Genomic DNA, 25,623 nt, shown 5'->3' on the forward strand with positions numbered 1-25,623 from the left:
CCCCCGGGGCGTGGCTCCGGCCGCCGCCGGACGGTGCGGCGCGGTCCGGCGTCCGCCCCGCCGCGGCCGTTGTCGAACGCCCGCGCGGGCCGCTCGTCCACCTCCCCGGCCGCCGCCGGGTGAGCGACACGCCCCCAGTCCGCTTCGGAGACGGCCCGTTGGCAGTGCGGTCCGGCCGCGGCGGGCCGTTCCCCGGGGCCGCCTCGCTCGTTGAGCCCCGTGGCGGGCGAAGGGGGGCCGGGCGTGCGGTGGTCGCGGGGGCGGGAGTGGGGGCGCTGGGCGCTGGAGTGGACCGCGGCGCCGGCCGCGGTGGGGATGGCCGCCGCCTGGCCGGGGAACGGCCCGGGAGCCGCCGCCGCGGTCGCCTCCCTGGTCGCCGCGGCCACCGGACTGGCCGGACTGCTCGCCGGCTGGGCCCGCGCCGCCCGCCGCCCCGCCCCGGACCCCCGCCAACTGGCCGCCGCCGCCGACCTCCTCGCGCGCCTGGTGCGCCGCCAGTGGGAGGCCGAGGCCGAGCTGCGGCAGCTCACCGACCCGGCGCCGCTGCCGGTGGCCTGGCGCGACTGCCGCCTGCCCGGGGTCGCGGACCATGCGGAGCTGACCGGGGGCCCGTTCGCCGTGCGCGCCGACGAACCGGACGCGCTGGCACGGGCGTTCCTCGGCCTGCCGCGCCGCCGCCTCGTCCTCGCGGGCGCGGCCGGCTCCGGCAAGACCACCCTCGCCGTGCTGCTGACCCTGGCCCTGCTGCGCGCCCGCCGCGGCGGGACCGAGGTCCCCGTGCCCGTGCCGCTGCCCCTGGCCTCCTTCGACCCGGCCCGCGAGGCGCCGCTGCGCTGGCTGGTGCGGCGGCTGACCGCCGACTACCCCGCGCTGGCCGACACCGCCTCCTTCGGGCACCGCGCCGTCGAGGAGCTGGTCCGCGAGGGCGCCGTCCTGCCGGTGCTCGACGGCCTGGACGAGCTGCCGCCGGGGGCGCGCGCCGCGGCGCTGCGGGCCCTCCGCGAGCGCTACCCGGCCGCCGCGCCCCTGGTGCTGACCTGCCGCACGGACGTCTACGCCGCGGCCGTGGTCCGCGCCGGGCTGCTCCCGGGCGCCGCGGTGGCCGAGCCCGCGCCCGTGCGCACCGCCGACGCCCTGGACCTGCTGCGCCTGGCCACCCCGCCCGGGCCCCGGCAGCGCGGCTGGGACCGGCTGGCCGCGCACCTGGCCAGGGACCCGGCCGGCCCGGCGGCCGTCGCCCTGTCCGCCCCGCTGGTCGTCGCGCTCGCGCGCGCCGTGTACGCCGGCCCGCCGCCCGCCGGGGACCCGGCCGAGCTCGCCGACCGCGGGCGTTTCCCCACCGCCGAGGCCATCGAGGACCACCTGCTGGACCGGCTGGTCCCCGCGCTCTACGGCCGGGCCGGGCACCCGGAGCCCGAGCGGGCCGGGCTCCACCTCGCCGGTCTTGCGCGCTGCCTGGAGGGCCAGGGCACCCAGGAGTTCGCGTGGTGGCGGCTCTACCGCTCGGTGCCGGCGCTCGCCGCCGCGTGGAGCCGGGCGCTGCTGTGGAGCGCGGCGGGCACGGCGCTGGTCCTGCCGCCGTTGCTGTGGGGCTGGCGCACGGCCGCCGGGCAGGCCATCGGCGGCTCGCCCGCCGCCGCGCTGCCCTGGGCCTGGTACTTCTTCGCCACCGTCCTCGCCCTCCAGGTGGTGGCGGCGGCCCTGCCGCGGGGCGCGGGCGGCCCGGCCACCGTCGCGCGGGCCGTGCTCGTGCCCGCCCTGGCCGTCCCCGCCGGGCTGCTGGCGGCGCTGGCCGCGCGGCCCCTCCTCCCCGCCGCGGACGTTCCCGGGCAGGTCGGGCCCGTGGAGTTCTTCGGGCCGAGCGCCGGCGAGACGGCCGCCTCCTACCTGCTGCTCTTCCTCGCCACGGGCGTCCCGGCGCCCCCGGCCGCCCCGAGCCGGGCGGGCTTCGCGCTCCGCCGCCGGGGGCTGGGGCGGGGGCTGGCCCGCACGGCTGGGGTTGCCCTCGCGGTCAGCGTGCCGCTGGCGTTGAGCGTCGCCTGGGTCTCGGGGCGGCGGCTGGTGCCGGCGCCGGAGGACTGGCGGGCCGCGGTCGTGATCGCCGCGCTGCTCGCGGCGGGCGTCGCCGCGCTGCGCTGGGTCAGGACCCCCGGGTCGGCCGAGGACGTCACCACCCTGCGGGCCTCGGTGCGCGGAGACCGGAGGATGTGCGCGGTCCACTCGGCCTGCTGCCTCGCGCTGGCGCTCGTCCCTCCCCTCACGGCGCGGGCGCTCCACGGCGACCTCCCCGGCCCGTTCGCCGTGCTGCGCCCCGCCGCCGCGGTCGCCGTCCTCTTCTACCTGGTCCCCGCGCTGGCGGCCTCGGCCTGGCCGCACTGGGTGCTGGCCCGGGCAGCGCTCGCGGTGCGGGGGCGGCTGCCGTGGCGGGCGGGGCCGTTCCTCGCCGAGGCGCACCGGCTGGGGGTGCTGCGGCGCTCGGGGCCGGCGTACCAGTTCCGGCACGCCAGGCTCCAGCGACGGCTGGCGGCGCGGGCCGGCTCCGGGGCGGCGGGCCGCCGGGGGCTGCCCGGCGGCGGGCCCGGCCGCGAGGGGCCGGGGCCGCTCAGCCGAAGCCGCGGGCGTCCTGCTTGAGGGCGGTGTCCACGGTCAGCGCGGTCGCCACCACCAGGCTCAGCAGCGGGTCGGCCAGCTGCCGGTGGATCTGGAGGACGTAGTTGTCGGCCGTGGTGAACATCGTCTTCGCCAGGCCCTCCCACGTCTTGGTGATGCGGGCGATCTCCGTCTCGGTGTGGTCGACGATCGCGAAGTTCCAGGCGCGCCAGTTCTCCGCCTTGATGGCGCCGACGTTCTGGCCGTTGACCTGGAGCGCGAAGTTGATCTTGCCGATGGCGTTCTGCTGGACGATCTCGCCCACCGGCTGCCCGTCGGGGCGGGCGACGATCACCCGGGACTTGATGAACTTCGCGGGGCGGGTGAGCACCAGCACCGGCTGGCCGGCCGCGTCGCGGATCTCCAGCTTGTGCGTCATGAACTGGTCGAGGCTGGTGAGGAAGCGGGCCGCCTTCTTCAGCGCGCTCTGCCCGACCTGCACCACGGTGCCGAGGGTCTGGCCCTGCTGGTCGAAGACGCTGTACTCGTTCGTCAGCTCGATCAGCTTGGCCTTCTGGTTCACGACCAGGACCGGCTCGCTGAACAGGGTGCCGCCGCCGGGGCCGGTCGGGGCGACCCGGGCCTTCTCCTGGACCTGCCGCTGGATCTTTCCCGGGTCGGCGGCGGGCGGGACCTGGCCCGGCTGCGCGGGGTACCCCGGCTGGGCCGGGTAGCCGGGCTGCCCCTGGAACCCGGGCTGCGCGGGGTAGCCGGGCTGGGCCGGAACGCCGGGCTGCTGCTGCGGGGCGAACCCCGGCTGCTGCGGGGCGAGGCCGGGCTGGGCGGCCTGGTGAGGCGCCTGCTGCGGGGCCGCGGCCGGGTAGCCGGCCTGCGCGGGCTGCTGCGCGGGCTGAGCCTGCGGGGGCTGCGGAGCCTGCTGCGCCTGCTGGGGCGCGTACGGGGAGGCGGCCGGCTGCGCGACCGTGGGCTGCGACGCCTGGGCGGCCTGCGCGGCGGCGGGCTGCCCGGCGTTCTGGACCTCCGACGCGGCCCGGGTGTGCCGCGTCCACTGGCCCCCGTCCCACCAGCGCAGCTGGTCGGCCGCCCCCTGGGGGTCGGGGTACCAGCCCTCGGGAGGATTCGAATTTCCTGTCATGGCGGACAGGCTACCTACCGCCGCGCGGGGCCGGAGCCGGACGGGGGGCGCCCCCGGTACGCAGGGCGTACCGGGGGCGCCGGGAGGCGATGCCGCCTCGCGCGGGGCGCTCAGACCTGCCCGCGCCAGGCGCCCGTGGCGCTCCCGCGCTCCTCGATGAACTTCTTGAAGTTCTTCAGGTCGCTGCGGACCTGATGCTGCACGAACCCCAGCAGGTCGCCGACCGTCTCGACGACGCCCTGCGGCTCGTGGCGCAGCTGGAGCATGACCTTGGTCACGCCCTCGTCCAGCCGGTGGAAGGTGACCACGCCGGCCTGGCGGACGTTGCCGTTCACGGTCGTCCAGGCCACCCTCTCGTCCGGGATCTGCTCGGTGATCTCGGCGTCGAACTCGCGGCTGACCCCGTCCACCTTGGTCACCCAGTGGGTGAGGGTGGGGGTGCGCTGCTCGATCCGCTCGACGCCCTCCATGAACCGGGGGAACTGCTCGAACTGCGTCCACTGGTCGTAGGCCACCGAGACGGGCACGCGGACCTCGACCGACTCCTCTATCTCCAGCACATCGGCTCCTCACGCTCGCGGTTGCCTTCTGCCAGGTCCCGGGTCCCCCTCAAGGCGTCCTTCATGCACGGGAATTCCGGCGCAGGGCGGCGAGCCGCTCGGCGAAGGGCACCACTTCCTGCTCTGCGCCGTCCCCGGCGTCCCGCGAACGCTCCGGGAGCAGCGCCGCCAGCTCGCCCGCCGCGCGGTCGACGCGGACGGGCAGCGTGGGGGTGAGCGCGTCCCCGCCGCCGCCCCAGTCCTCGGCGGCGGCGTAGACCCCGGTGGGAACGACCGTGGCGTGCAGGTGCGTGAACAGCGGGCGCAGGGCGTGGTCCAGGACCAGCGAGTGGCGGGGGGTGCCGCCGGTCGCGGCGATCAGGACGGGCGTTCCCGCGAGGGCGTCCGGCTCGACCAGGTCGAAGAAGGACTTGAACAGGCCGCTGTAGGAGGCGGCGAAGACCGGTGTGACGACGATGAGGCCCTCCGCCCCGCTCACCGCCTCCAGGGCCTCGCGCAGCGCGGGGGCGGGGAAGCCGGTCACCAGGTGGCCGGCGATCTCCGTGGCCAGCCCGCGCAGTTCGACCACGCGGGGTGCCGCCTCCCGGCCCGCCTCGGCGAGCCGGCGGCGGGTGGCCTCGGCGAGCCGGTCGGCGAGCAGGCGTGTGGAGGAGGGCTGGCTCAGGCCCGCCGAGACCACGACGAGACGCGGGGTGCCGGCCATGGGACGCTCCCTTTCTTGTGATGGGTCAGGCGGTAACGGCCGCGGCGGCGGCGCGCTCGGCGTGCACGGGGCCGTCGGGGACGCCGGCCGGGCGGCCCTTGGCGAACTCCTCGCGCAGCACCGGGACGACCTCCTCGCCGAGCAGGTCGAGCTGCTCCAGCACGGTCTTCAGCGGCAGCCCGGCGTGGTCCATCAGGAACAGCTGCCGCTGGTAGTCGCCGAAGGACTCGCGGAAGGTCAGGGTCTTCTCGATGACCTCCTGCGGGCTGCCGACGGTCAGCGGCGTCTGCTCGGTGAACTCCTCCAGCGACGGCCCGTGCCCGTAGACCGGGGCGTTGTCGAAGTAGGGGCGGAACTCCCGCACGGCGTCCTGGGAGTTGCGGCGCATGAAGACCTGCCCGCCGAGCCCGACCACGGCCTGCTCGGGCGTTCCGTGGCCGTAGTGCGCCCAGCGTTCGCGGTAGAGGCCGATCAGGCGCTGGAAGTGCTCCTTGGGCCAGAAGATGTTGTTCGCGAAGAAGCCGTCGCCGTAGTAGGCGGCCTGTTCGGCGATCTCGATGCTGCGGATGGAGCCGTGCCAGACGAAGGGCGGGACGCCGTCCAGCGGGCGCGGGGTGGAGGTGAAGCCCTGGAGCGGGGTGCGGAAGCGGCCCTCCCAGTCCACGACGTCCTCGCGCCAGAGCTGGTGCAGCAGGGCGTAGTTCTCGATGGCCAGCGGGATGCCGTTGCGGATGTCCTGCCCGAACCAGGGGTAGACCGGGCCGGTGTTGCCCCGGCCGAGCATCAGGTCGACGCGGCCGTCGGCCAGGTGCTGGAGCATCGCGAAGTCCTCGGCGATCTTCACCGGGTCGTTCGTGGTGATCAGCGTGGTGGAGGTGGAGAGGATCAGCCTCTCGGTGCGGGCGGCGATCCAGCCGAGGAGGGTGGTGGGGGAGGAGGGCACGAACGGGGGGTTGTGGTGCTCCCCGGTGGCGAAGACGTCGAGGCCGACCTCCTCGGCCTTCAGCGCGATCGCCGTCATGGCCTTGATCCGCTCGTGCTCGGTGGGCGCGCGCCCGGTGGTCGGGTCGGGCGTGACGTCGCCGACGGTGAAGATCCCGAACTGCATGATCAGGCACCTCGCTCGTGTCGCTGGGTCTCTCAGTAGTTGAAGCTTCAACTACGCCGGGGGAACGCTCCGCCCCCCGGCCCTATTCCGGGTACCCGCGCGGGGCCGTGCGCCCCTGGTGAGGCGGGGGAACGCCGCGGCCCGCGAGCGCCGGGGCAGGGACCGGGCGATCGCGGGCCGGGAAGCGGGAGGGGCGCCCCGCGGCGGGGGCCGTCAGGCCAGCGCGGCCTCGATGGCGGCGCGCAGCTCGGCCGCCTCGGGCTCGGTGCGGGGGCGGAAGCGGGCGGCCACCGAGCCGTCGCGGTTCAGCAGGAACTTCTCGAAGTTCCACTGCACGTCCCCGGCCTCGCCCGCGGCGTCGGCGGCGGCCGTCAGCTCCCGGTACAGCGCGTGCCGCCCCTCGCCGTTCACCTCGATCTTCTCGGTCAAAGGGAACGTCACGCCGTAGGTCGCCGAGCAGAACTCCACGATCTCCTCGGCCGAGCCCGGCTCCTGCCCCGCGAACTGGTTGCACGGCACGCCCAGCACCGTGAAGCCCCGGTCCGCGAACTCCTTCTGGAGCGCTTCGAGCCCGGCGTACTGCGGGGTCAGGCCGCAGCGGGAGGCGACGTTCACCACGAGCGCGACCCGCCCGCCGGTCAGCTCGCCCAGCGTGGCCGGCGAGCCGTCGATCGCGGCGACGGGGGTGTCCAGGAGGCTCATGGGCCTCTCCTTTCCTTGCGTGCGTCTTTGGGGTGCGTCTTTGGGGTGCGTCTATGGCGTGCGCCGGACGGGGAACGCCCGCCCCGGCGCCGATCTTCCCCCGCGCCGCCGCGGGCGGCCGGGCTCAGGCGGTCGGCAGGCGCGTTCCGCAGCGGGCGCAGTAGCGGGCATCGCGGGACTCGGCGGGGCGGTCGCACGCGGGGCAGAGGCGGTGCAGCAGGCAGGCCGCCTCGCCGACCTCCTCGGGCGCGCGGCCGGGGAGCCGGCCGATGCTGAGGCCGGGGCGGCGGCGGTGGACGGTCAGGTAGGCCAGGCCGTCGTCGCCCGCGGCCACGGAACGGCCCGTGCCGCGCGGCAGCCAGGCCAGCGTGCCGGGGGCCAGCGTCTGCGCCCCGCCCTCGTGGGACAGCCGGCCCTCGCCCGCGACGACGAGCACCAGCACGTCCAGGTCGGGCTCCACGTGCCGCGCCACCTCCTCGCCGCCCCGCAGCCGCACCACATTCGCGTCGAGCTGCCGTCCCTCGCCCGTCAGCCGCCACAACGCCCCACCCCGCCCGGCCTCCGCCCCGGCCAGCAACTCCTCCACCCGCCCGACGACACCACGATCCACCACGCACCACTCCTTCCAAGGGGCCCCTCGGGCCCCCGGCGATGCTAGGCGCTCCCGCGAAGGCCCCCCGACGTCAGGGCGTGGACCCGCCCGAAGCCGCCGGAGGTCGCGCAGGAAGGCGTCGGCGACGGCCGCGCCCGGTGGAAGGCGAAGGGCGCGGCAGCGACGCAACGCATGACGAGGGCTCCCCGACCGCGCGTCGGGGAGCCCTCGTGCCGGTCAGGGCAGGGAGTGTTCAGATGTTGACGCCGAAGTCCTGGGCGATGCCCGCGAGGCCGGAGGCGTAGCCCTGGCCGACGGCGCGGAACTTCCACTCGGCGCCGTTGCGGTAGAGCTCGCCGAAGACCATCGCGGTCTCGGTCGCGGCGTCCTCGCTCAGGTCGTAGCGGGCGATCTCCTCGCCGCCGGCCTGGTTGACGATGCGGATGTAGGCGTTGCGGACCTGGCCGAAGTTCTGCGAGCGGTTCTCGGCCTCGTAGATGGAGACCGGGAAGACGATCTTGTCCACGTCGGCCGGCAGGCCCGCGAGGTTGACGTTGATCTGCTCGTCGTCGCCCTGGCCCTCGCCGGTGCGGTTGTCGCCGAGGTGGACGACGGTCTGGTCGGGGGTCTGCTTGTTGTTGAAGAAGACGAAGTAGCTGTCGTTGTAGACCTTCCCCGCGGCGTTCACGGCGATGGCACTCGCGTCCAGGTCGAAGTCCGTGCCCGTGGTGACCCGCACGTCCCAGCCCAGACCGACCGTGACGGCGGTCAGGCCGGGGGCCTGCTTGGTCAGTGAGATGTTCCCGCCCTTGGACAGCGATACGGCCATGACCTCTCCTTCGGCTCACGGCACCGGTCTTGTCCGGCGCCCGATCGGCACGCCCCCGAATCTACGCCAGCCGCGGACGCGTTGGCGCCCGCCTCAGCGGACCCGGCGGATGCGCAGCACGCACAGCGCGCCGGTCAGGGCGAGCACGAACGTCGCGGCGAACAGCGAGCGGTAGCCCAGCACCGTCACCAGCCCGGCCGCGATCACCGGGCCCAGGACCACGGGCGTGGTGTTGGCGATCGACAGGAAGCCCAGGTCGCGGGCCTCCGAGCCGCTGCCTGGCAGCACCTCCACCATCAGCGCCTGGTCCACCGACAGGAACGCCCCGAAGCCCAGGCCGCCCACGACGTAGAACGCCATCACGGTGGGTACCGTGACCGTGGTCATCGCGGGCAGCGCCGCCAGGCCCACCAGCGCGGAGGCGGCCACCACCAGCGGCTTGCGGCGGCCCAGGCGGTCGGAGAGCACGCCCCCGGCGCCCGAGGCCAGCAGCGCGCCGGCGCCCAGCAGGGCGTTGCCCACGGCGATCAGCTCCCCGGCCCGGTCGCGGTCGAGGCCGAGCAGGTCGGTGAAGAGGTAGAGCTGGTAGAAGGCGAGCACGAACAGCGCGGAGATGACGCAGAAGCGGCCCGCGAAGGCCCAGCGGAAGTCCGGGTCGTCCGGCGGGCGCAACGACCGCAGCAGCGCCGCCGCGTCCCAGCGCTCCCGCTGAAGGCCGGCGCTGGAGGTGTCCCGCGCCAGCAGGAACAGCAGCAGCCCCGCCGCCACCATCGTCCAGGGCACCAGCCGCAGACCGACCCCGGGCGTCTCGATCGCGGCGGAGGCCGCCGCGCCGCCCAGGGCGGTGCCCACCAGGTAGCCGATGCCGCCCAGCGCCGAGGCCCGGCCGAGGGAGCCGGCGGCCACCCGGTCGGGCAGGAGGGCGTGCAGCGAGCTGAGCATGGCGTTCAGCCCGGCCTGGTAGACGGCGAAGAACAGCACCTGGAGGGCGAAGACGCCGGTGAGGCCGGTGAGCGCCAGCCCGGCGGACGAGACCGCCGCGCCGCCCAGGATCCACGGGTTGCGGCGGCCGAAGCGGCTGCGGGTGCGGTCCGACAGGGCCCCGGCCACCACCGTGGAGGTGACGGCCGCGACCGCGCCCACGGCCGTGAGCACCGCGTAGGAGGCGACTTTGGAGCCGGGGCGCTGGTCCTCCAGCAGCGCCTGGATGAGCGTTCCCGAGGCGGCGGAGGGCAGCGCCCACGCCACGTGCCCGGTCAGCAGCAGCGGGCCAAGCCGCCCCAGCCGCCGCGCGGGGCCCCCGGCCGGGACCTGTGGCTCGGCCGCCGCCGCGTCCGCCGACACCCCGGCCGCCGCCTCCACCGACACCCCGGCCGTTCCCGCCGCGCCGCCCTGCCCGATGCCCAACTCGACCTCCCTGGCTCGCCGCCCGCACGGGTGCCGGGCGCCGTCCGGTGATTCTCCGGTCTGCCCGGCCCCCGGACCAGCCCCCGGACGCGGCCTTCGCGGTCAGGCCCGCTGCGTCAGGCCCGCCGCGCCGCCCGGCGCTCCAGAACGGCCAGCGCCCGCTCCGCCCAGGCGATGTTCTCCCGCTCGAAGGCCAGGCCCCGCATCAGCGTCAGGTACGGGCCGACGCGCTCGGCGCTCTCCAGGTGCTCCTCCTCGGAGCGCCCGTCCAGCAGCCGCAGCCGCAGCCGCTCGTAGCGCGCGGCCTTGGCGCGTGCCCACTCCAGCAGCTCGGCCACGCTCGCGCGCACGGCCTGCGGCTCCCCGGCGTCGGCGGCCTGCACCTTGACCATCAGCTCGTCGCGGATGGCCGTGGGCCGGGCGGGAAGGGCCGTGAACCCGCGCAGCGCCTCGCGCCCCTCCTCGGTGAGCGAGAACAGGCGCTTATTGGGCCGCCGTTCCTGCTCCACGACCCGGGCGCGCACCAGCCCGTCGGCCGCCATGCGCTCCAGCTCGCGGTAGAGCTGCTGCGGCGTGGCCATCCAGAAGTTCGCGACCGAGGCGTCGAAGCCCTTTGCCAGGTCGTAGCCGGAGGCCTCGCCGTCCAGGAGCGCGGCCAGAACCGCGTTGCGCAGTGCCATCCGCGCAGGCTACCACGCCCGCTCCATGCGTTGATTAATCAACAATGCGAGTCCCGCGAACGGCCCGGCCCGGTTGGACAGCCCGCCCCGGGCGTCCTGTGATGGCGCAGAGGGACAACGCTCCGGGGCCCGACCGGACGCCCGGAAGACGAGGAGCGCCGATGGGCAGCCGGACGCCCGGCCGGGAAGGGCCGGCGCTGAACGACCTGCTGCAGCGCTTCCACCAGATGGCGCCCCTGGACCTGCCCCGGCTGCTGCGCGAGGTCTACCCGGCCCTGGGAATCGCCGACGTGTCGATCTACCTCGCCGACATCCAGCAGACCGAGCTGATCGCCGTCCCCGACCCCGTCTCGGCCTCCCCGCCGCGCCTGCCGATCGACACCGGGACGGCCGGTCTGGCCTACCGCACCGTGGCCCCGCAGATCGTCGCCCCGGAGGACGGGGACGAGGGGGAGGGGGAAGGGGAGGGCGTGCGCCTGTGGCTGCCCCTGCTGGACGGCGTGGAGCGCATCGGCGTCCTCGGCATGGACCTGCCGGCGCTGGACGAGGGGGTGCTCGACCACTGCCTTTCCCTCGCCTCGCTGATCACGCTCGTGCTGATCGACAAGACCACCTACAGCGACACGTTCAACAGCCTCCAGCGGGTGCGTCCCATGCGGCTGCCGGGCGAGCTGCTGTGGGCCTCGCTCCCGCCGCGCACCATCGGCACCGACCGCGCGACGTCGAGCGCCGTGCTGGAGCCAGCCTACGACCTGGGCGGGGACGCGTTCGAGCACACGATCGTGGAGAACGACGTCCTGCACGCCGCCGTGTTCGACTCCATGGGCCACGACCTGGTGTCCGGGCTGACCACGCTGGTGGCGGTGGCCGCCGCCCGGCACGCGCGGCGCGGGGGCGGCGGCCTGGACGCGGTGGTCTCCGAACTGGACGCGGACCTCGGCCACTTCTTCCCCGACCGGCACGTCACCGCCGTGCTGGCCCACCTCGACCTGGCCACCGGCGAGCTGGCCTGGGCCAACTGCGGCCACCCGCCCCCGCTGCTGCTGCGCGACGGCGCGGTGGTCCCGGGAGCGCTGGAGGGGGCGCCCGAACTCCCGCTGGGGCTGGGGCCGTTCGCCGCCTCGGCGCGCCGCGTGCACCGGGCGCGGCTGCGGCCGGGCGACCGGGTGCTGCTCTACACCGACGGCGTGCCCGAGGCGCGGTCGCCGGGGGGCGAGCTGTTCGGCGAGGAGCGCTTCACCGCGTTCGTGCTGCGGGCGATGGCCGCCGGCGAGCTGACGCCGGAGGTGCTGCGCCGCCTGATCCACGCAATCCTGGCGCACCAGCGGGGGCGCCTGACGGACGACGCCACGATCCTGCTCTTCGAGTGGCACCCGGAGCACCAGGAGGGCGCACGGCTGCCCTCGGGGGCCTGAGCCGGCCTGGGCCGCGCTGAGTCCCCGGGCGCGAACGCATGGCGCGGGCGCTCCGGCGCGAATGCCCCGGCGCCGAGTGGCAGGCCCCCACCCCCGGGCGCAGACTGAGCGCACTGGTCACCCACCGCCCCCGAGGCGTCACCCCACGGAGTCGTCATGAGAAGGAATCCGCTCCCCGCCCTCTCCGCCCTCGCCCTGGCCGCCGGCCTCGCCCTGGCCCCGCCCGCCTCCGGCGCGGCGGCCGAGGCCGGGACCGCGCGTCCGGCCACGCGGCCCCCCGCTCCCGCCCCCGCCCTCACGCCCGAACACGCCGCCCAGCTGACCGCCGCCATGCGCGCCACGGCCGAGTACCACGACCCCGGCCACGCCGAGGCGGACGGCTTCGTCCAGACCTCCGACTGCACTCCGGGCAAAGGCGTCCACTACGTGAGCGCGGTGGCCGAGGGCCCCGGGGAGCTGGCGCCGGAGCGGCCCAACGCCCTGGTGTACGACCGGCGCCCGGACGGCGGCCTCGTGCTGCGCGGCGTGGAGTACGTCTCCCGGACCCCCGCCACGCTCTTCGGCCGGGAGTTCCAGCAGTCGCCGGCCGTGGGCTATTACACCCTGCACGTCTGGCTCTGGCAGACCCGCGCGGCCGACCTCTTCGCCGCCGACAACCCCGCGCTGGCCTGCCGCCAGGGCCGGGCCCGCTGACGGCCGGCTCAGCGGCCCATCGTCAGGCCGTCCTCCGCCCCGCCCCGGCTCAGCACGGCGGAGCTGATGGCGTCCAGGGCCTCCCGCCACCGCTCCTGGCCGGGCTCGCCCTCCAGCGCGCGCGGCAGGTTGACCACCTGGATCGGGTCGTTGTCCACCGCGTGCGGGACGAACTCGGCCTTCCGCACGGTCCACGCCCCGCCCCGCTCCTTCGGCGGTGCGAAGGTGAAGCGGGCGGCCGAGCCCAACTGCCCGCGCGGGTCGGTCATCTCGCCCGCGACCTGGTCGCCCATGCCGTAGACGACCCAGGTGCCGTTCACCTTCTCGTACGCCTGAGGGACGTGGGCGTGCGTGCCCAGGATCAGGTCGATGTCCCGGCGCCCGCCCTCGGCCGAGGCGGTCAGCTCCTCGGCCAGGGCGAGCTGGGTGGCGTCCGGCTCCTCCTGCCACTCGGTGCCCCAGTGCAGGCTGACGATCACGAGGTCCGCCCCGGAGGCGCGCGCCGCGCGGGCGTCGGCCACGATCTGCGCCGGCTCCATGAGGTTGACCAGCCAGGGCTTGCCCTCGGGCACGGGGATGCCGTTGGTGCCGTAGGTGTAGGCGAGGTGGGCGATCCGCGCGCCGCCCGCCTCCAGCAGCACGGGGGTGTCGCGCTCGGCCTGGGTCCTGGCGGAGCCGGCGTGCGCCAGGCCCGCGCGGTCCATGGCGTCCAGCGTCCTGGCAACGCCCTCGGTGCCGGCGTCGAGGGTGTGGTTGGAGGCCGTGGAGCAGCCGTCGTAGCCCAGGCCGCGCACGGCCCGCGCGATCTCCGGGGGCGTCTGGAAGGCCGGGTAGCCGGTGAACGGCCCGCCCTCCGCGCCGTAGACGGTCTCCATGTGGCACAGCGCGAGGTCGGCACCCTTCACCAGGTCCGCGGCCCCGGCCAGCATCGGGCCGAAGTCGTGACCCGTCCCGCCCGCGTCCCGCTGGGCCTGGAGGATGACGGAGTCGTGCACGAGCAGGTCGCCGGTGGCCACCAGGGTGAACGGCCGGGGCGCGGTGCGTTCGGCCCGTTCGGTGCGGGCGGCCCGCCGTTCGCCCGCCTCCCCGGACCCGCCGCCGCAGGCGGTCACGGCCAGCGGGGCGGCGAGCAGGACGGCGGCGAGGGAACGGCGGAGCCGAGGAGCGAAGGAAGGCCGGCCAGGATGGAGCGGGGCAGAAGAAGGCATAGAGCCCTCCATGTGAAGATGACGATCATAAAGGGTGATTGTCATACTTATGGGAACGGTCGAGGGGTCGGTGCCGCCACGCCCGGACCTCCGGGGCGCGCCGGGAGCGTTCACCCGCGCGGAGCAGCGCTTCGTTTCCCCTCGCGCGCCCGGGGCACGCGAGGAACATGACCATCCGCCCGCCGCGCGCCGGGGTCCCGGGGGAGCCGGGCTCCTGATGAGGCTGCGCCACGTCCGCCCGACCGACCCGGGGTACCTGCGGAAGCGCCACGGGCGCGGCTTCCGCTACCTCGACGCGGACGGCGGCCCGCTGCGCGACGACGCCGAACTGGAGCGCATTCGCGGTCTGGTGATCCCCCCGGCCTGGCGCGAGGTGTGGATCTGCCCCGACGGCCGCGGCCACCTCCAGGCCGTGGGCACCGACGCCGCCGGGCGGCGGCAGTACCTGTACCACGAGGAGTTCCGGGCCGCCCGCGAGCAGGCCAAGCACGCCCACGTCCTGGAGGTCGCCGAGGCCCTGCCCCGCATCCGGGCCGCCACCGCCCGCGCGCTCCGGCCCGGCGGCCTGACCGAAGCCCGGGTGCTGGGCGCCGCCGTGCGGCTGCTGGACATGGGCTTCTTCCGGATCGGCAGTCAGCGCTACGCCGACCGGCACCAGACCTACGGCCTGACGACGCTGCACCGCGCGCACCTGCGCTGCGGCCGGGGCGGCGTCACGTTCACCTACCCCGGCAAGCACGGCAGGGAACGCGTCCAGACCGTGGCCGATCCCGAGGTCTGCCGGGTGCTCACCGCCCTGCGCAGCCGGCGCGGCGACGGTGAGCGGCTGCTGGCGTACTGGCGGCGGCCGTCCTGGCACGAGGTGACCGGCGAGGAGCTGAACGCCCACCTCAAGGCCCTGGGCGGCCTCGACATCACGGCCAAGGACTTCCGCACCTGGCACGGCACCGTGCTGGCGGCGGTCGGCCTGGCCGTCTCCGGGCAGGCGGCCGGGACGGAGGCCGCCCGGCGCCGGTCCATCGCCCGCGCGGTGCGGGAGGCCGCGGACTACCTGGGCAACACGCCCGCGGTCTGCCGCGCCTCCTACATCAACCCGCGCGTGATCGAACTGTACGAGGAGGGCGTCACCGTGGAGGCCGCCCTGCCGAGGCTGGGGGACGCGGCACCCTTCGGCGCCCCCGCCACGCAGGGGCCGGTGGAGGCGGCCGTGCTCAGGATGCTGCGCACCGGCCGCCCGCCGGGCCGCTAGCCGCGGCCCGGGCCCCACGGGGAGGCCACGCAGGAGCACACAGGAGCTTGCAGGAGCACGAAGGAGAAGGACGACATGGATCGCTCACAGGACCTGGACCATGCGAAGGCACCCGTGCTCGACGCCCTGGCCGCCTACCACGCCGGCCGGCAGACCCCGTTCACCCCGCCCGGCCATAAGCAGGGCCGCGGCGCCGACCCCCGCGTGCGGGCCGTCCTCGGCGAGGACGTCTTCCGCTCCGACGTGCTCGCCATCAGCGGCCTGGACGACCGCACCTCCTCCCACGGCGTGCTGGAGCACGCCCAGCGCCTGATGGCCGACGCCGTCGGCGCCGACCGCACCTTCTTCTCCACCTGCGGCAGCTCCCTGTCCGTCAAGGCCGCGATGCTGTCCGTCGCCGGCCCCCACGAGAAGCTGCTCGTGGGCCGCGACGCCCACAAGTCCGTGGTCTCCGGGCTGATCCTGGCCGGCATCCGGCCGGTGTGGGTGGAGCCCCAGTTCGACCCCCGGCTGCGGCTGGCCCACCCGCCGAACGCCGCCGCGTTCGAGGCCGCCTTCGAGCGGCACCCCGACGCGCGCGGCGCCCTCGTCACCTCGCCGACGCCGTATGGCACCTGCACCGACCTGACGGCCGTGGCCGACGTCTGCCACGCGGCCGGCCGGCCCCTGATCGTGGACGAGGCGTGGGGCGCGCACCTGCCCTTCCACCCCGACCTGCCGCGCTGGGCCATGGACGCGGGCGCCGACGTGTGCGTCACCTCCGTGCACAAGATGGGCTCCGGACTCGAACAGGGCTCCGTCTTCCACCTCCAGGGCGGCCGGGTGGATCCCGAGGTGCTGCGGGCCCGCGCCGACCTGCTCGACACCACCAGCCCGTCGGTGCTGCTGTACGCCGCGATGGACGGCTGGCGGCGGCAGATGGCCGAGCACGGCAAGGACCTCTACGGGCGCGCGCTGGAGCTGGCGGCCTCCGTGCGCGAGCGGATCGAGGCCATCGAGGGCCTGCACGTCCACGGCCGCGGTGACTTCTGCGGCCCGGGCCTGGCCGCCGACCTCGACCCGCTGCAGGTCGTCGTGGACATCTCGCCCTTCGGAACGACCGGCTACCGCGCCGCGGACTGGCTGCGCGAGCACCACGGCGTCAACCTCCACCTCGCCGACCACCGCCGGGTCAGCGCCCAGCTCACCCACGCCGACGACGAGCACTCCGCCGGGACGCTGGTGAACGCCCTGCGCGACCTGACCACCCACGCGGCCGGGCTGCGGCCGGCGCCCGCCGTGGACGTTCCCGACCCGGCCGGGCTGCGCCTTGAGCAGGCGGCGCTGCCGCGCGACGCGTTCTTCGGCCCGGCCGAGCACGTGCCGTGGGAGGAGGCGGCCGGGCGCGTGGCCGCCGAGATGCTGACGCCCTACCCGCCCGGCATCCCCGCCGCCCTCCCCGGCGAGCGCCTCACCGAGGAGATCCTGCGCTACCTGCGCTCCGGCGCGGAGGCCGGCATGGTCCTCCCCGACGCCGCCGACCCGGCCCTGAACACGATCCGCGTCGCGGCGCGGTAACGCCCGCGGCGGCGCAACGCCCGCCCGCGCGCCGCCGCCCGGCGTGTCCCGGACGCCCCACCCGGGCGTTCGGGCCACGCCGTTCGGCCGACACCGCTCAGGACACCCCGAAGCGGCGCAGCAGGGACTGCACCCGGCGGGTCTCCGCGGACAGGAAACGGCCGAAGTCCGCGCCGTCGAGGAAGGCGTCGCCCCAGCCGTTGGCGCGCAGGGCCTCCTGCCAGCGGCTCGGTGCCGCGCAGGCGGCGCAGCAGCCCGCCCAGGGCCTCGCGGCGCCCCGCGGGCAGACCGGGCGGGGCCAGCAGGCCGCGCCAGTTGACCAGGGTCGCGTCCAGGCCCGCCTCGCGCAGCGTCGGCGCGTCGATGCCGGGCACCCGCCGGGGCCCCGCCAGGCCCAGCACCCGCAGCTCCCCGGCGGCCACCGCCCGCCGGTACTCGCCCAGGCCGCTGACCACGAAGTCCACGCGCCGGCCGATCAGCGCCGCCAGCAGCCCGCCGCCGCCGTCGTACCGCTCGTGCCGCACGGCCCGCGCGTCAAGACCCGCCGCCTCGGCCAGCAGCAGCGCCAGGTGGTCCGGGCCGCCCGGCGAGGAGCCGCCGCCCAGCGGCAGCGACCCGGGCCTCTCCCGCCACGCCTCCAGCAGGCCGCCCAGGTCCAGGTAGGGCGAGCCGGCCGGCACCACGACCAGGTCCGGCTCCTCGGTCAGCCGCGCGATGGGCGTGGTGTCGGCCAACGAGACCCCGGCGTCGTTGGTGTGCACGGCGCCGACCACGCCCAGGCCCATCGACATGGCCAGCCGGCCGTTGCCCCGGTCCGCGACCAGCCGCCTCAGGCCGACCGTTCCGCCGGCGCCCGGAAGGCTGAACACCTCCGCGCCGTCCGCCAGGCCCGCCTCCTCGGCGCTGCGCACGGCGGTGCGGGCCGTGATGTCATAGCCGCCGCCGGGGTTGTTGGGCACCATCACCCGCAGGCCCGGGATGTGCGTCCCCTCGCCGCCCTCGCCGCCCGCGCCGAGCGGGGGCGGGGCGAGCAGCACGAGCAGCGCCGCAGAGACCAGGGACAGCGCGAGGGATACCGGTCCCCGCACACGCATGGGGCACCGCCTTTCCTTGCTGGGCCGCGAGCGGCCGGGGGAGATGGACGCCACATGGTCCGGCCCCGCCCGCCCGGCCGTCCACGGGCGGCGGCCTTGCGGAACTAAGTCCCCTTGTGGTCGTAGCGTCCACGCGCCCGGAACGCCCGCCACCTGCCCGGAAACGCCCGCGACCCGGCCCGGCGGGCCCGGCTACGCTCGGGGCATGAGCGCCCTTCGGACGATCCACGACGTGCCGGTCCTGCTGTGCCCCGAGGAGGGCGACCCGATCCGGGGCGAGGCCGACGCGACGGGCCTGATCGGAGAGGCGGGGTACCAGGGCGCGCGGTGGGTGGCGCTGCCGGCCGGGCGGCTGGACGAAGAGTTCTTCCGGCTGCGCACGGGCGTGGCGGGCGGGATCGCGCAGAAGTTCGCCCAGTACCGGATGGGCCTGGCGGTGCTCGGGGACATCGCGCGGCACACGGCCGCGAGCGAGGCGCTGCGGGACTTCGTGCGGGAGTGCAACCGCGGGCGGCAGTTGTGGTTCGTCGACGGCCTGCCCGAGCTGGAGGAGCGCCTGCGCGGCTGAGCGCCGCCGCGGCGTGAAGGGGCCGTGAACGCGCGGTGGCGCGGCGCACGGTCTGGCCATGTCTGCGGCGGCAGCGTAGAGTTGGGGGTCGGACCGGATGGGTGTGCGCCCTTCCGGCCTCGAAGGACAACTGAATGCGCGTGCGTGCGAGGGAAGCCGGTGCGAATCCGGCGCTGACCTGCAACCGTGAGTGACGGCCCCCGGGTGGTCACGAGTCGGAATGCTCGGCGTGACGCGTGTACTGCTTCTCACTGTCACGGTCTGCAGCGTGGAGCCCTCGGCTTTCTGGCCCGTCGGCCCCTGCCGCACGCTTTCGTCACCGAAGGCGCGCCAGGGGTTTTCCGATGCCCAGGGGCGCGTTCCGCGGGGTTCGTGCTGCCCCACGAAAAGGCCCGCGATGCCCCGCGCCGAAGGTGTCCCCGCCGCGCTCCGCGCCGCCGCCCTCGCCGCGCTCCTGCTCCTCCTCCACGCGCTGCTGCCGCCCGTCGGCGCTCAGGCGCTCGCGCGGCCGGCGGCCGGGACGCCCGGCTTCTGCCCGGGGACCCGGCGTCACCGTCGTGGTGGACTTCGGCGCGCTGGGCGGCGGGCGGGTGGTGCGCTGCGCGCCGGGCGCGCCGGCGGACGGCCTGGCGGCCCTGCGCGGCGCCGGGTTCGAGCCGGCGGGCACCAACCGGTGGGGCGACTCCTTCGTGTGCCGGATCAACGGCCGCCCCGGGCCGGACCGCGAGCCGTGCGTGGACACCCCGCCCGCCTCGGCGTACTGGTCCTATTGGCACGCGGAGAACGGCGGTTCCTGGGCGTACAGCCAGCGCGGCGCCACCTACCGCACGCCCGCGCCCGGGACGTTCGAGGGCTGGTCCTTCTCGCTGGACCAGGAGCAGGGCGAGTCGCCCCCGCCGGGGGTGGCCCCCGTCCGCCCCGCGCCCGACGACGGGTCCGGCGGAGGCGGCGGGAGCGCGCCCGGCGGCGGCTCGGGCGGTTCGGGCGGTTCGGGCGGGGCCGATTCCGGCGCCAACGGCGGCTCCGGCGCGTCCGGTTCGAGCGGCGGGGGCGCCACGGGCGCGGCCGGCGGCCAGGGTGGGCAGGCCCCCGGCGGGCCCGGCGACGAGGGCCCCGGGCGGGGCGAGCCGGCGGAGAACGGTCAGGACGACGCGCAGCAGGAGCCGGACGAGGAGGACGCCGAGGACGCCGAGGACGCCGAGGACGGCGAGCCCGGCCCGGACGAGGATGCCGGGGCCGACGACGGCGCCGCCGGGGATCCGGGTCCCGCGCCGACCGAGGCGGCCGAGTGGTCCGGGGAGGACGAGCGGTTCGAGCGGGAGCGCGCCGCACACGAGGACGGCGGCGGCCCGCCGCTGTTGACGCTGGCCGCGCTCGGCCTCGTCCTCGCGCTGGCGGCCGGCGGGGGCCTGGCCGCGTGGCGCCGCCGCCTGGCGGCGGGCGGCGGGGAGGGGCCGTGACGGGCGCCCCCGCCGGGGAGGCGCGCTCCGGCCCGGCGGGCCGGCGCTCCCGCTGGGCCCGGCCGCTGCCCCGCGCGCTGCATCCCGGCGCCTGGTGGCTGTGGGCGCTGGGCCTGGCCGTGGCCGCGAGCCGGACGACCAACCCCGTCCTCCTGGCCCTCCTCGTCGCCGCCGCCGGCTGCGTCGTGGTGCTGCGCCGCACGGACGCGCCCTGGGCGCTGTCGTTCCGGATGTACCTGCTCTTCGGCGCGGTCATCGTGGTCATGCGGATCGCCTTCCGCGTGGTCTTCGGCGGCGGGCGGGGCGACACCGTCCTGGTCACCCTGCCCGAGATCCCCCTTCCCGAGGCGGCGGCCGGTATCCGCCTGCTGGGCCCCGTCGCGGCGGAGGAGGTGTTGGGCGGGTTCTACGACGGCCTCCAGCTCGCCGCCATGGTGGTGTGCGTGGGCGCGGCCAACGCCCTGGCCAACCCCAAGCGGATGCTCAAGGCCATGCCGGGCGCCCTGTACGAGGTCGGCACCTCCGTGGTGGTCGCCCTGACCGTCGCCCCCCAACTCGTGGAGAACGTCCAGCGGGTGCGCCGCGCGCGGCGCCTGCGCGGCGGCGCGGAGAAGGGGCGGCGGGCCCTGCGCGGCATCGTCGTCCCCGTGCTGGAGGACGCGCTCAACCGCTCCCTGGCCCTGGCCGCCGCCATGGCCTGCCGGGGCTACGGCCGCACCGGCGGTGTTCCGGCGCGGGCGCGCCTGGCGGTCGGGGCGCTGGTCATCGGCGGGCTGCTGGGCATCGCGGCCGGACTGTACGGGCTGCTGGACTCCTCCACCCCCCGCTACCTGGGCCTGCCCCTGCTGCTGGCCGGCGTCGCCGTGGGCGTGGCCGGGTTCGCCCTGGGCGGACGGCGGGTGCGGCGCAGCTCCTACCGCCCGGACCGCTGGCGGGCCGGTGAACTCCTCACCGCCGCCTCCGGCCCGGTCGCGGCCGTGCTGATGTCCCTCTCCGCGCGCACCGACCCGGCCGGCCTCTACCCGTCCCTGTCCCCGCTGTCCTGGCCGGTGGTCTCGCCCCTTCCGCTGCTGGCCGTCCTCACCGGCCTGCTCCCGGCCCTCCTCAGCCCGCCCCCGCCGGCCCCGGCGGCGCCGCCCGACCGGCCCGGACATCCGGAGACGCCGGAGAAGCCGCCCCGGCGGGCGGGGCCCGCGCCCGCACGGAGCCCGAAGGAGGCCGCCGCGTGATCGCGTTCGAGGAGGTCGGCTTCGCCTACCACGGCAGCGAACGCCCGGCCCTGGACGGCGTGGACCTGCGGATCGGCGAGGGCGAGCTGTGCCTGATCGCCGGCCGCACCGGCTCGGGCAAGTCCACCCTGCTGGGCACCGTCAACGGCCTGGTGCCCCGGTTCACGGGCGGCATCCTCACCGGGCGGGACACCGTCGCCGGCCAGGGCAGGGAGAGCCACCCGCCGCAGGAGTTCGCCCGGCTGGTCGGCATGGTCGGCCAGGGCCCCCTGGCCGGCTTCGTCACCGACACCGTGGAGGAAGAACTCGCCTACGGCATGGAGCAGTTGGCCATCGACCCGGACGCCATGCGCAAGCGGGTGGAGGAGACGCTGGACCTGCTGGGCATCGCGGACCTGCGCCACCGCCCCCTGCGCGTCCTCTCCGGCGGACAGCAGCAGCGGGTGGCGCCTTCACCTGGTCCGGGGTCTGGTGAGCCCCGGCCGGGCCGCGGACCGACCACCCGCGGCCCGGTCCGCCGGCGGGAGCGTGGCCCGGATGCGGCACGGAGGGCAGGCGAGGCCCGCCGTCGCGCCCTCCGGCGCTCAGGCGCCCGCGCACTCCCCTCCCCTCGCCCCTCGCGCGCGGCGCCGCCTCGGCGGCGGCGAGCAACTCCCGGGCGGCCCGCAACTCGCCCCGGAGCACGTGCGTCCGGGCGCTCCGACTGCCCGACTGCCCGACTGCCCGACTGCCCGCCTGCCGGCGCGTCCGCGCCAGGCTCGCGTCCTCCTCCTCCTCCTCCTCGGTCAGCACCACCACGGTCCTGCCGTCCAGGCCGACGCGGACCGCCTCCGGGCGTCCGCTCACGCGGACTCCCGTGGCCTTCGCACCGGGGTCAGGACGCAGTCGCCGCACACCGGCCCGGCCTTCCCCGGCGCCGCGCGGTAGTAGAGGCAGCAACTGCGGCGGCGGAAACGGCCCTCGGCGGTGTGCCCGGAGACGGCGCGCAGGGGAGGGGACTCCAGCAGCGCCGCGGTCACCCGCCACGCGGCCTCCGCGAGGTCCGGGCGTGCGGCGGCGGTCGCCTCGGCGGCGCTGTGCAGGGCGGAGGCCGCGTTCCCCCACAGCACGCGGGAGGAGAGCGGCAACGCGGCGAAGGCGCCGGTGAGTCCGGCGGCCGGGCCGGTGTCCAGGCAGGCGCGCAGCAGGCACTCGGGGTCCGGCGGCGCGGCGCCGTCCCCCCGGGGGGCCGGGGGGAGCTCCGGGACGGACAGGGGGACCGGGCGGCCGAGCACGGGCTGCCACCACAGCCCGGCGAGCCCGGGCGCCAGCGGGCGGCCCCGCGTGAGGGCCAGCACGAGGGCGGGGGAGAGGAGCCGGGCCGCCAGCCCGAGGTGGGCCACGGAGGCCGCGACCCGGAACTCGACGCCCTGGGGCGGCAGTCCGTGCGCCGCGGCGATGCGGGCCCGGACGGCCGCGACGCGCGCGAGCAGGGCCTCCGCGTCCCGCTCCAGCTCCTCCAGGGGCCGCCAGGGCGGCGCGAGGCGGGCCCCGGCGGGGTGGACGCGGATGGCGAAGAACGGCCCGATGCCGGAGAAGTCGTCCCCGGGCGTGACCGGTTCGCGGGCGGGAAGGCGTTCCACCTGTCCATGATGCCCCCGGGCGTCCCCCGGTCCTCCCCCGGGGCCCGCGCGCCGGCGGCCCGGCGTCCGCCCGGGACGCCGGGCCGGGGCACACGCCGGGCCGAGGGCGGCCGGGGCCGTGCGGGGCGGAGGGCCGCGGTCAGCCGGCGTGGTCGTAGCGGTGGAACCCGCGGCCGGTCTTGCGGCCGAGCAGGCCGGCCTCCACCATTCGCGTCAGCAGCGGGGGCGGCGCGTAGTGCGGCTCCCGGAACTCCTCGTACAGGGACTGGGCGATGGAGCGCAGGGTGTCCAGGCCGATCAGGTCGGCCAGCCGCAGCGGCCCCATCGGGTGGGCGCAGCCGGCCTCCATGCCCCGGTCGAGATCGGCCGCCGAGGCGAAGCCGGACTCCGCCATCCGGATCGCCGCCAGCAGGTAGGGCACCAGCAGGGCGTTGACCACGAACCCGGCCCGGTCGGGGGAGCGGATGACGGTCTTGTTCAGCGTGCCCGCCGCGAACGCCTCGGCCGCGTCGGCCGTTTCCCGGCTGGTGTGCAGAGAGGTGACCAGCTCGACCAGCGGCATGGCGGGCACGGGGTTGAAGAAGTGCAGGCCCACCACGCGGTCGGCGCGGGAGGTGGCCGCGCCCAGCCGCATGACCGGGATGGAGGAGGTGTTGGTGGCCAGGACCGCCCCGGGGTCGGTCACGATCTTGTCCAGCGCGGCGAAGACCTCCGCCTTGGCCTCAGGGCTCTCCACCACCGCCTCGACGACGAGCTGCCGGTCGGCGAGCGCGTCGAGGTCGCCCGTGAACGTCAGCCTTCCCAGGGCGGCCCCGGCCTCGGCGGGCCCCAGCCGGCCGCGCGCGACGGCCCGTTCCAGGGACTGGGCGACCCGGTCGCGGGCCAGGTCCGCGGCGATGGCGTCGGCCTCGCAGACCACCGTCTCCAGGCCCGCGCGGGCGCAGACCTCGGCGATCCCCGACCCCATCCGGCCGCCGCCGACCACGCCGACCCGCCACCGCGGCCTCTCGTCTCGTCTGCCCGGTCGGGGCGGTGCGGTCAGCGGCATGGAAGCGGCTCCTCGTGAGGGAAGGCCAGGGCGGGAAGGCCGGGGCCGGCCGGCGGGTGTCTCGGTGAACGGGGTCGGGAACGCGGGGCGGGGCCCGGGCGGGGAGGCTGTCGCCGCGGGCGCCGCCCCACGGGGCAACGGCCTGCCGCTGCCCGTCAGTGGAACTGCTCCTCCTCGGTGGAGCCCCGCAACGCGGTGGTCTCCGAGGCCGGGTTGAGGGCGGTGGAGACGAGGTCGAAGTAGCCGGTGCCGACCTCGCGCTGGTGCCTCACGGCGGTGAAGCCCTCGGCCTGGGCGGCGAACTCCCGCTCCTGGAGGTCCACGTACGCGGTCATCCCGGTCTCCGCGTAGCCGCGCGCGAGGTCGAACATCGCGTGGTTGAGGGAGTGGAACCCGGCCAGGGTGATGAACTGGAAGCGGTAGCCCATCGCGCCCAGCTCCCGCTGGAACTTGGCGATCTGACCGTCGTCCAGCGCGGCCTTCCAGTTGAAGGAGGGCGAGCAGTTGTACGCCAGGAGCTGGTCGGGGTACCGGGCGTGGACGGCCTCGGCGAACTCCCGCGCCTGGGCCAGGTCCGGGGTGCCGGTCTCCACCCACAGCAGGTCGGCGTACGGCGCGTAGGCCAGGCCGCGCGCGATGACCGGGCCCATGCCGTTCGTCACCCGGTAGAAGCCCTCGGCGGTGCGCTCGCCGGTGACGAAGGGGGCGTCCCGCTCGTCCACGTCGCTCGTCAGCAGCGTCGCGGCCAGGGCGTCGGTGCGGGCCACGATCACCGTGGGCACGCCCGCGATATCGGCGGCCAGGCGGGCCGCGTTGAGGGTGCGCACGTGCTGGGAGGTGGGCACGAGCACCTTGCCGCCGAGGTGGCCGCACTTCTTCTCCGCCGCGAGCTGGTCCTCGTAGTGGATGCCGGCCGCGCCCGCCTCGATGAGGGCCTTCGTCAGCTCGAAGGCGTTCAGCGGCCCGCCGAATCCGGCCTCGGCGTCGGCCACGATGGGCGCGAGCCAGTCGGTGGCGTCCTCGCCGCCCTCGGCCATGGCGATCTGGTCGGCGCGCAGCAGGGCGTTATTGATGCGGCGTACCACCGCGGGCACGGAGTTGACGGGGTAGAGGCTCTGATCGGGGTAGGTCTGCCCGGCCTGGTTGGCGTCGGCGGCGACCTGCCAGCCGGAGAGATAGATCGCCTGAAGCCCGGCCCGCACCATCTGCACGGCCTGGCCGCCGGTCAGCGCGCCCAGGGCGTGGATGTAGTCCCGCTCGTGGAGCTGCCGCCACAGGCGCTCGGCGCCGCGCCGGGCCAGGGTGTGCTCCTCGCGGACGGTGCCGGAGAGCCGGGCGACGTCCTCGGCCGTGTAGGTCCGTTCGACGCCCCGCCACCGGGGGTCGGCCGCCCACTGCCGCGCCAGCTCCTGCGCGTCCCGCGCGGCGGTCCCTTGCTGTGCCATCTCGGTCTCCCTCGGCCGCGTCGGCGGCTCTGCCGTATGCGAAGAATGCGAATGAGTGAAGGGAGGGGAGTGTCCGCTCCCCGGAAGGTGGCCCGCCGTGCCCCAGCGCGTTCGTGCAGGGTGAGACAGCCAGCAGACGGACCGGGCGGACGCGCCGGGGTTGCCGACGTCAGGGCCGAAATCGGGCCCGGTGTCCGACCGGCCGCCGGGGCTCGGCGGGCCGTGTCCATGACTCTGTCAGTGGCACTGGGTGCCAGACAAGCCTGGCCTCCTGCTAATCTCTGCGCATCTTCCGCGTGCATGTTGCGAGGATTGCGAAGCAGGGCGCGGCGAGGGTGCCCGCCGAGGGAGGCCGTGATGAGCAAGATCTACGCCGGAGCGCGGCTGCGCCGGCTGCGCGAGGAGCGGCGGCTCTCCCAGGCCGCGCTGGCCCGGACGCTCGCGATCTCCCCCAGCTACCTCAACCAGCTCGAACACGACGCCCGCCCGCTGACCGTGCCCGTGCTGCTGCGGCTGACCGAGACCTTCGGCGTGGACGCCGGGTTCTTCTCCGAGCGGGACACCACCCGCGTGCTGGCCGACCTGCGCGAGGCCCTGGCCGACGAGCTGAACGCCGCCCGCGTCACCCCCGGCGACCTGGCCGAACTGGCCTCCCGGCTCCCGGCCGTCGCCGCCGTCCTGACCGATCTGGGGAGGCGCAACCAGGAGC

General features: G+C 76.3%; 22 protein-coding genes and 2 pseudogenes. 10 read left to right on the forward strand and 14 right to left on the reverse strand.

The window, feature by feature from the left end; translation table 11 throughout:
• Positions 1 to 243: 243 nt before the first annotated feature.
• Positions 244 to 2,631 carry an NACHT domain-containing protein gene (locus RM780_RS25945; protein ID WP_311633333.1) on the forward strand — a complete coding sequence of 796 codons (2,388 nt, stop codon included), beginning with the start codon at positions 244 to 246 and terminating at the stop codon, positions 2,629 to 2,631.
• On the opposite strand, the gene RM780_RS25950 is transcribed toward RM780_RS25945, so the two are convergent.
• From RM780_RS25950 to RM780_RS25990, 9 genes are all read right to left on the reverse strand, one after another.
• Positions 2,603 to 3,745: a phospholipid scramblase-related protein gene (locus RM780_RS25950; RefSeq protein WP_311633334.1), complete on the reverse strand. Its 1,143-nt coding sequence runs from the start codon at positions 3,743 to 3,745 to the stop codon at positions 2,603 to 2,605. The genes RM780_RS25945 and RM780_RS25950 overlap by 29 nt on opposite strands.
• Before the next feature lie 110 nt (positions 3,746 to 3,855).
• Positions 3,856 to 4,305, reverse strand: coding sequence for an SRPBCC family protein (locus tag RM780_RS25955; protein WP_311633335.1), 450 nt, complete (start codon positions 4,303 to 4,305; stop codon positions 3,856 to 3,858).
• A gap of 61 nt (positions 4,306 to 4,366) precedes the next feature.
• The gene (locus RM780_RS25960) at positions 4,367 to 5,008 is read right to left on the reverse strand and encodes an FMN reductase (RefSeq protein WP_311633336.1); all 642 of its coding nucleotides are present in this window, start codon (positions 5,006 to 5,008) and stop codon (positions 4,367 to 4,369) included.
• Between the two features lie 25 nt (positions 5,009 to 5,033).
• Positions 5,034 to 6,116 carry an LLM class flavin-dependent oxidoreductase gene (locus RM780_RS25965; RefSeq protein ID WP_311633337.1) on the reverse strand — a complete coding sequence of 361 codons (1,083 nt, stop codon included), beginning with the start codon at positions 6,114 to 6,116 and terminating at the stop codon, positions 5,034 to 5,036.
• Between the two features lie 213 nt (positions 6,117 to 6,329).
• Positions 6,330 to 6,818 carry a glutathione peroxidase gene (locus tag RM780_RS25970; RefSeq protein ID WP_311633338.1) on the reverse strand — a complete coding sequence of 163 codons (489 nt, stop codon included), beginning with the start codon at positions 6,816 to 6,818 and terminating at the stop codon, positions 6,330 to 6,332.
• Between the two features lie 124 nt (positions 6,819 to 6,942).
• On the reverse strand, positions 6,943 to 7,431 hold the full coding sequence (locus RM780_RS25975) for an AraC family ligand binding domain-containing protein (protein WP_311633339.1): 489 nt from the start codon (positions 7,429 to 7,431) through the stop codon (positions 6,943 to 6,945).
• Between the two features lie 232 nt (positions 7,432 to 7,663).
• Complete coding sequence (locus RM780_RS25980; protein WP_311633340.1) at positions 7,664 to 8,239, reverse strand: TerD family protein; 576 nt, start codon at positions 8,237 to 8,239, stop codon at positions 7,664 to 7,666.
• Positions 8,240 to 8,332: 93 nt separating this feature from the next.
• Positions 8,333 to 9,646, reverse strand: a complete 1,314-nt coding sequence (locus RM780_RS25985) for an MFS transporter (RefSeq protein ID WP_311633341.1) — start codon at positions 9,644 to 9,646, stop codon at positions 8,333 to 8,335.
• A 116-nt stretch (positions 9,647 to 9,762) separates the two neighbouring features.
• Entirely contained in the window at positions 9,763 to 10,326 is a 564-nt protein-coding gene (locus RM780_RS25990; RefSeq protein WP_311633342.1) for a PadR family transcriptional regulator, read from the reverse strand.
• A gap of 161 nt (positions 10,327 to 10,487) precedes the next feature.
• On the opposite strand from RM780_RS25990, the gene RM780_RS25995 reads away from it, so the two are divergent.
• Both RM780_RS25995 and RM780_RS26000 read left to right on the forward strand, forming a co-directional pair.
• On the forward strand, positions 10,488 to 11,741 hold the full coding sequence (locus RM780_RS25995; protein ID WP_311633343.1) for a PP2C family protein-serine/threonine phosphatase: 1,254 nt from the start codon (positions 10,488 to 10,490) through the stop codon (positions 11,739 to 11,741).
• Positions 11,742 to 11,897: 156 nt separating this feature from the next.
• Positions 11,898 to 12,434, forward strand: coding sequence for a hypothetical protein (locus tag RM780_RS26000; protein ID WP_311633344.1), 537 nt, complete (start codon positions 11,898 to 11,900; stop codon positions 12,432 to 12,434).
• Positions 12,435 to 12,442: 8 nt separating this feature from the next.
• Here the strand turns inward: RM780_RS26000 and RM780_RS26005 are convergent, their stop codons facing one another.
• On the reverse strand, positions 12,443 to 13,642 hold the full coding sequence (locus RM780_RS26005) for a CapA family protein (protein ID WP_311633345.1): 1,200 nt from the start codon (positions 13,640 to 13,642) through the stop codon (positions 12,443 to 12,445).
• Between the two features lie 217 nt (positions 13,643 to 13,859).
• Between RM780_RS26005 and RM780_RS26010 the strand changes: the two genes are divergently transcribed.
• Positions 13,860 to 14,891 (forward strand): DNA topoisomerase IB, encoded by a 1,032-nt coding sequence (locus RM780_RS26010; protein WP_311633346.1) that lies wholly within the window; start codon positions 13,860 to 13,862, stop codon positions 14,889 to 14,891.
• A gap of 93 nt (positions 14,892 to 14,984) precedes the next feature.
• A complete protein-coding gene (locus RM780_RS26015) occupies positions 14,985 to 16,448 on the forward strand; it encodes an aminotransferase class I/II-fold pyridoxal phosphate-dependent enzyme (RefSeq protein WP_311633354.1) in 1,464 nt (487 codons plus the stop codon).
• A 97-nt stretch (positions 16,449 to 16,545) separates the two neighbouring features.
• Here RM780_RS26015 and RM780_RS26020 read toward each other — a convergent pair.
• A pseudogene (locus RM780_RS26020) lies at positions 16,546 to 17,542 on the reverse strand (tripartite tricarboxylate transporter substrate-binding protein).
• Positions 17,543 to 17,747: 205 nt separating this feature from the next.
• On the opposite strand from RM780_RS26020, the gene RM780_RS26025 reads away from it, so the two are divergent.
• The 4 genes and pseudogenes from RM780_RS26025 to RM780_RS26040 form a co-directional block, all read left to right on the forward strand.
• On the forward strand, positions 17,748 to 18,110 hold the full coding sequence (locus tag RM780_RS26025; protein WP_311633347.1) for a DUF4180 domain-containing protein: 363 nt from the start codon (positions 17,748 to 17,750) through the stop codon (positions 18,108 to 18,110).
• Between the two features lie 557 nt (positions 18,111 to 18,667).
• Positions 18,668 to 19,570, forward strand: coding sequence for a hypothetical protein (locus RM780_RS26030; protein WP_311633348.1), 903 nt, complete (start codon positions 18,668 to 18,670; stop codon positions 19,568 to 19,570).
• The gene (locus RM780_RS26035; protein WP_311633349.1) at positions 19,567 to 20,799 is read left to right on the forward strand and encodes a CbiQ family ECF transporter T component; all 1,233 of its coding nucleotides are present in this window, start codon (positions 19,567 to 19,569) and stop codon (positions 20,797 to 20,799) included. Before RM780_RS26030 ends, RM780_RS26035 begins: the two co-directional genes overlap by 4 nt.
• Positions 20,796 to 21,248: pseudogene (locus RM780_RS26040) on the forward strand (ABC transporter ATP-binding protein); the annotation flags it as partial. The gene RM780_RS26035 and the pseudogene RM780_RS26040, both read left to right, overlap by 4 nt.
• A 393-nt stretch (positions 21,249 to 21,641) precedes the next feature.
• On the opposite strand, the gene RM780_RS26045 reads toward RM780_RS26040, so the two are convergent.
• From RM780_RS26045 to aceA, 3 genes are all read right to left on the reverse strand, one after another.
• Positions 21,642 to 22,421 (reverse strand): (2Fe-2S)-binding protein, encoded by a 780-nt coding sequence (locus tag RM780_RS26045; protein ID WP_311633350.1) that lies wholly within the window; start codon positions 22,419 to 22,421, stop codon positions 21,642 to 21,644.
• 139 nt (positions 22,422 to 22,560) lie between these two features.
• Positions 22,561 to 23,469 carry a 3-hydroxybutyryl-CoA dehydrogenase gene (locus tag RM780_RS26050; protein ID WP_311633351.1) on the reverse strand — a complete coding sequence of 303 codons (909 nt, stop codon included), beginning with the start codon at positions 23,467 to 23,469 and terminating at the stop codon, positions 22,561 to 22,563.
• Between the two features lie 155 nt (positions 23,470 to 23,624).
• Positions 23,625 to 24,914 (reverse strand): isocitrate lyase, encoded by a 1,290-nt coding sequence (aceA, locus tag RM780_RS26055; protein ID WP_311633352.1) that lies wholly within the window; start codon positions 24,912 to 24,914, stop codon positions 23,625 to 23,627.
• Between the two features lie 357 nt (positions 24,915 to 25,271).
• On the opposite strand from aceA, the gene RM780_RS26060 reads away from it, so the two are divergent.
• Positions 25,272 to 25,623 (forward strand): helix-turn-helix transcriptional regulator (locus RM780_RS26060; protein WP_311633353.1); only part of this gene is annotated, 352 nt, incomplete at its 3' end.

The organism is Streptomyces boetiae (assembly GCF_031845405.1).
In the GTDB taxonomy this organism is placed as follows: Bacteria; Actinomycetota; Actinomycetes; order Streptomycetales; family Streptomycetaceae; genus Streptomyces; species Streptomyces boetiae.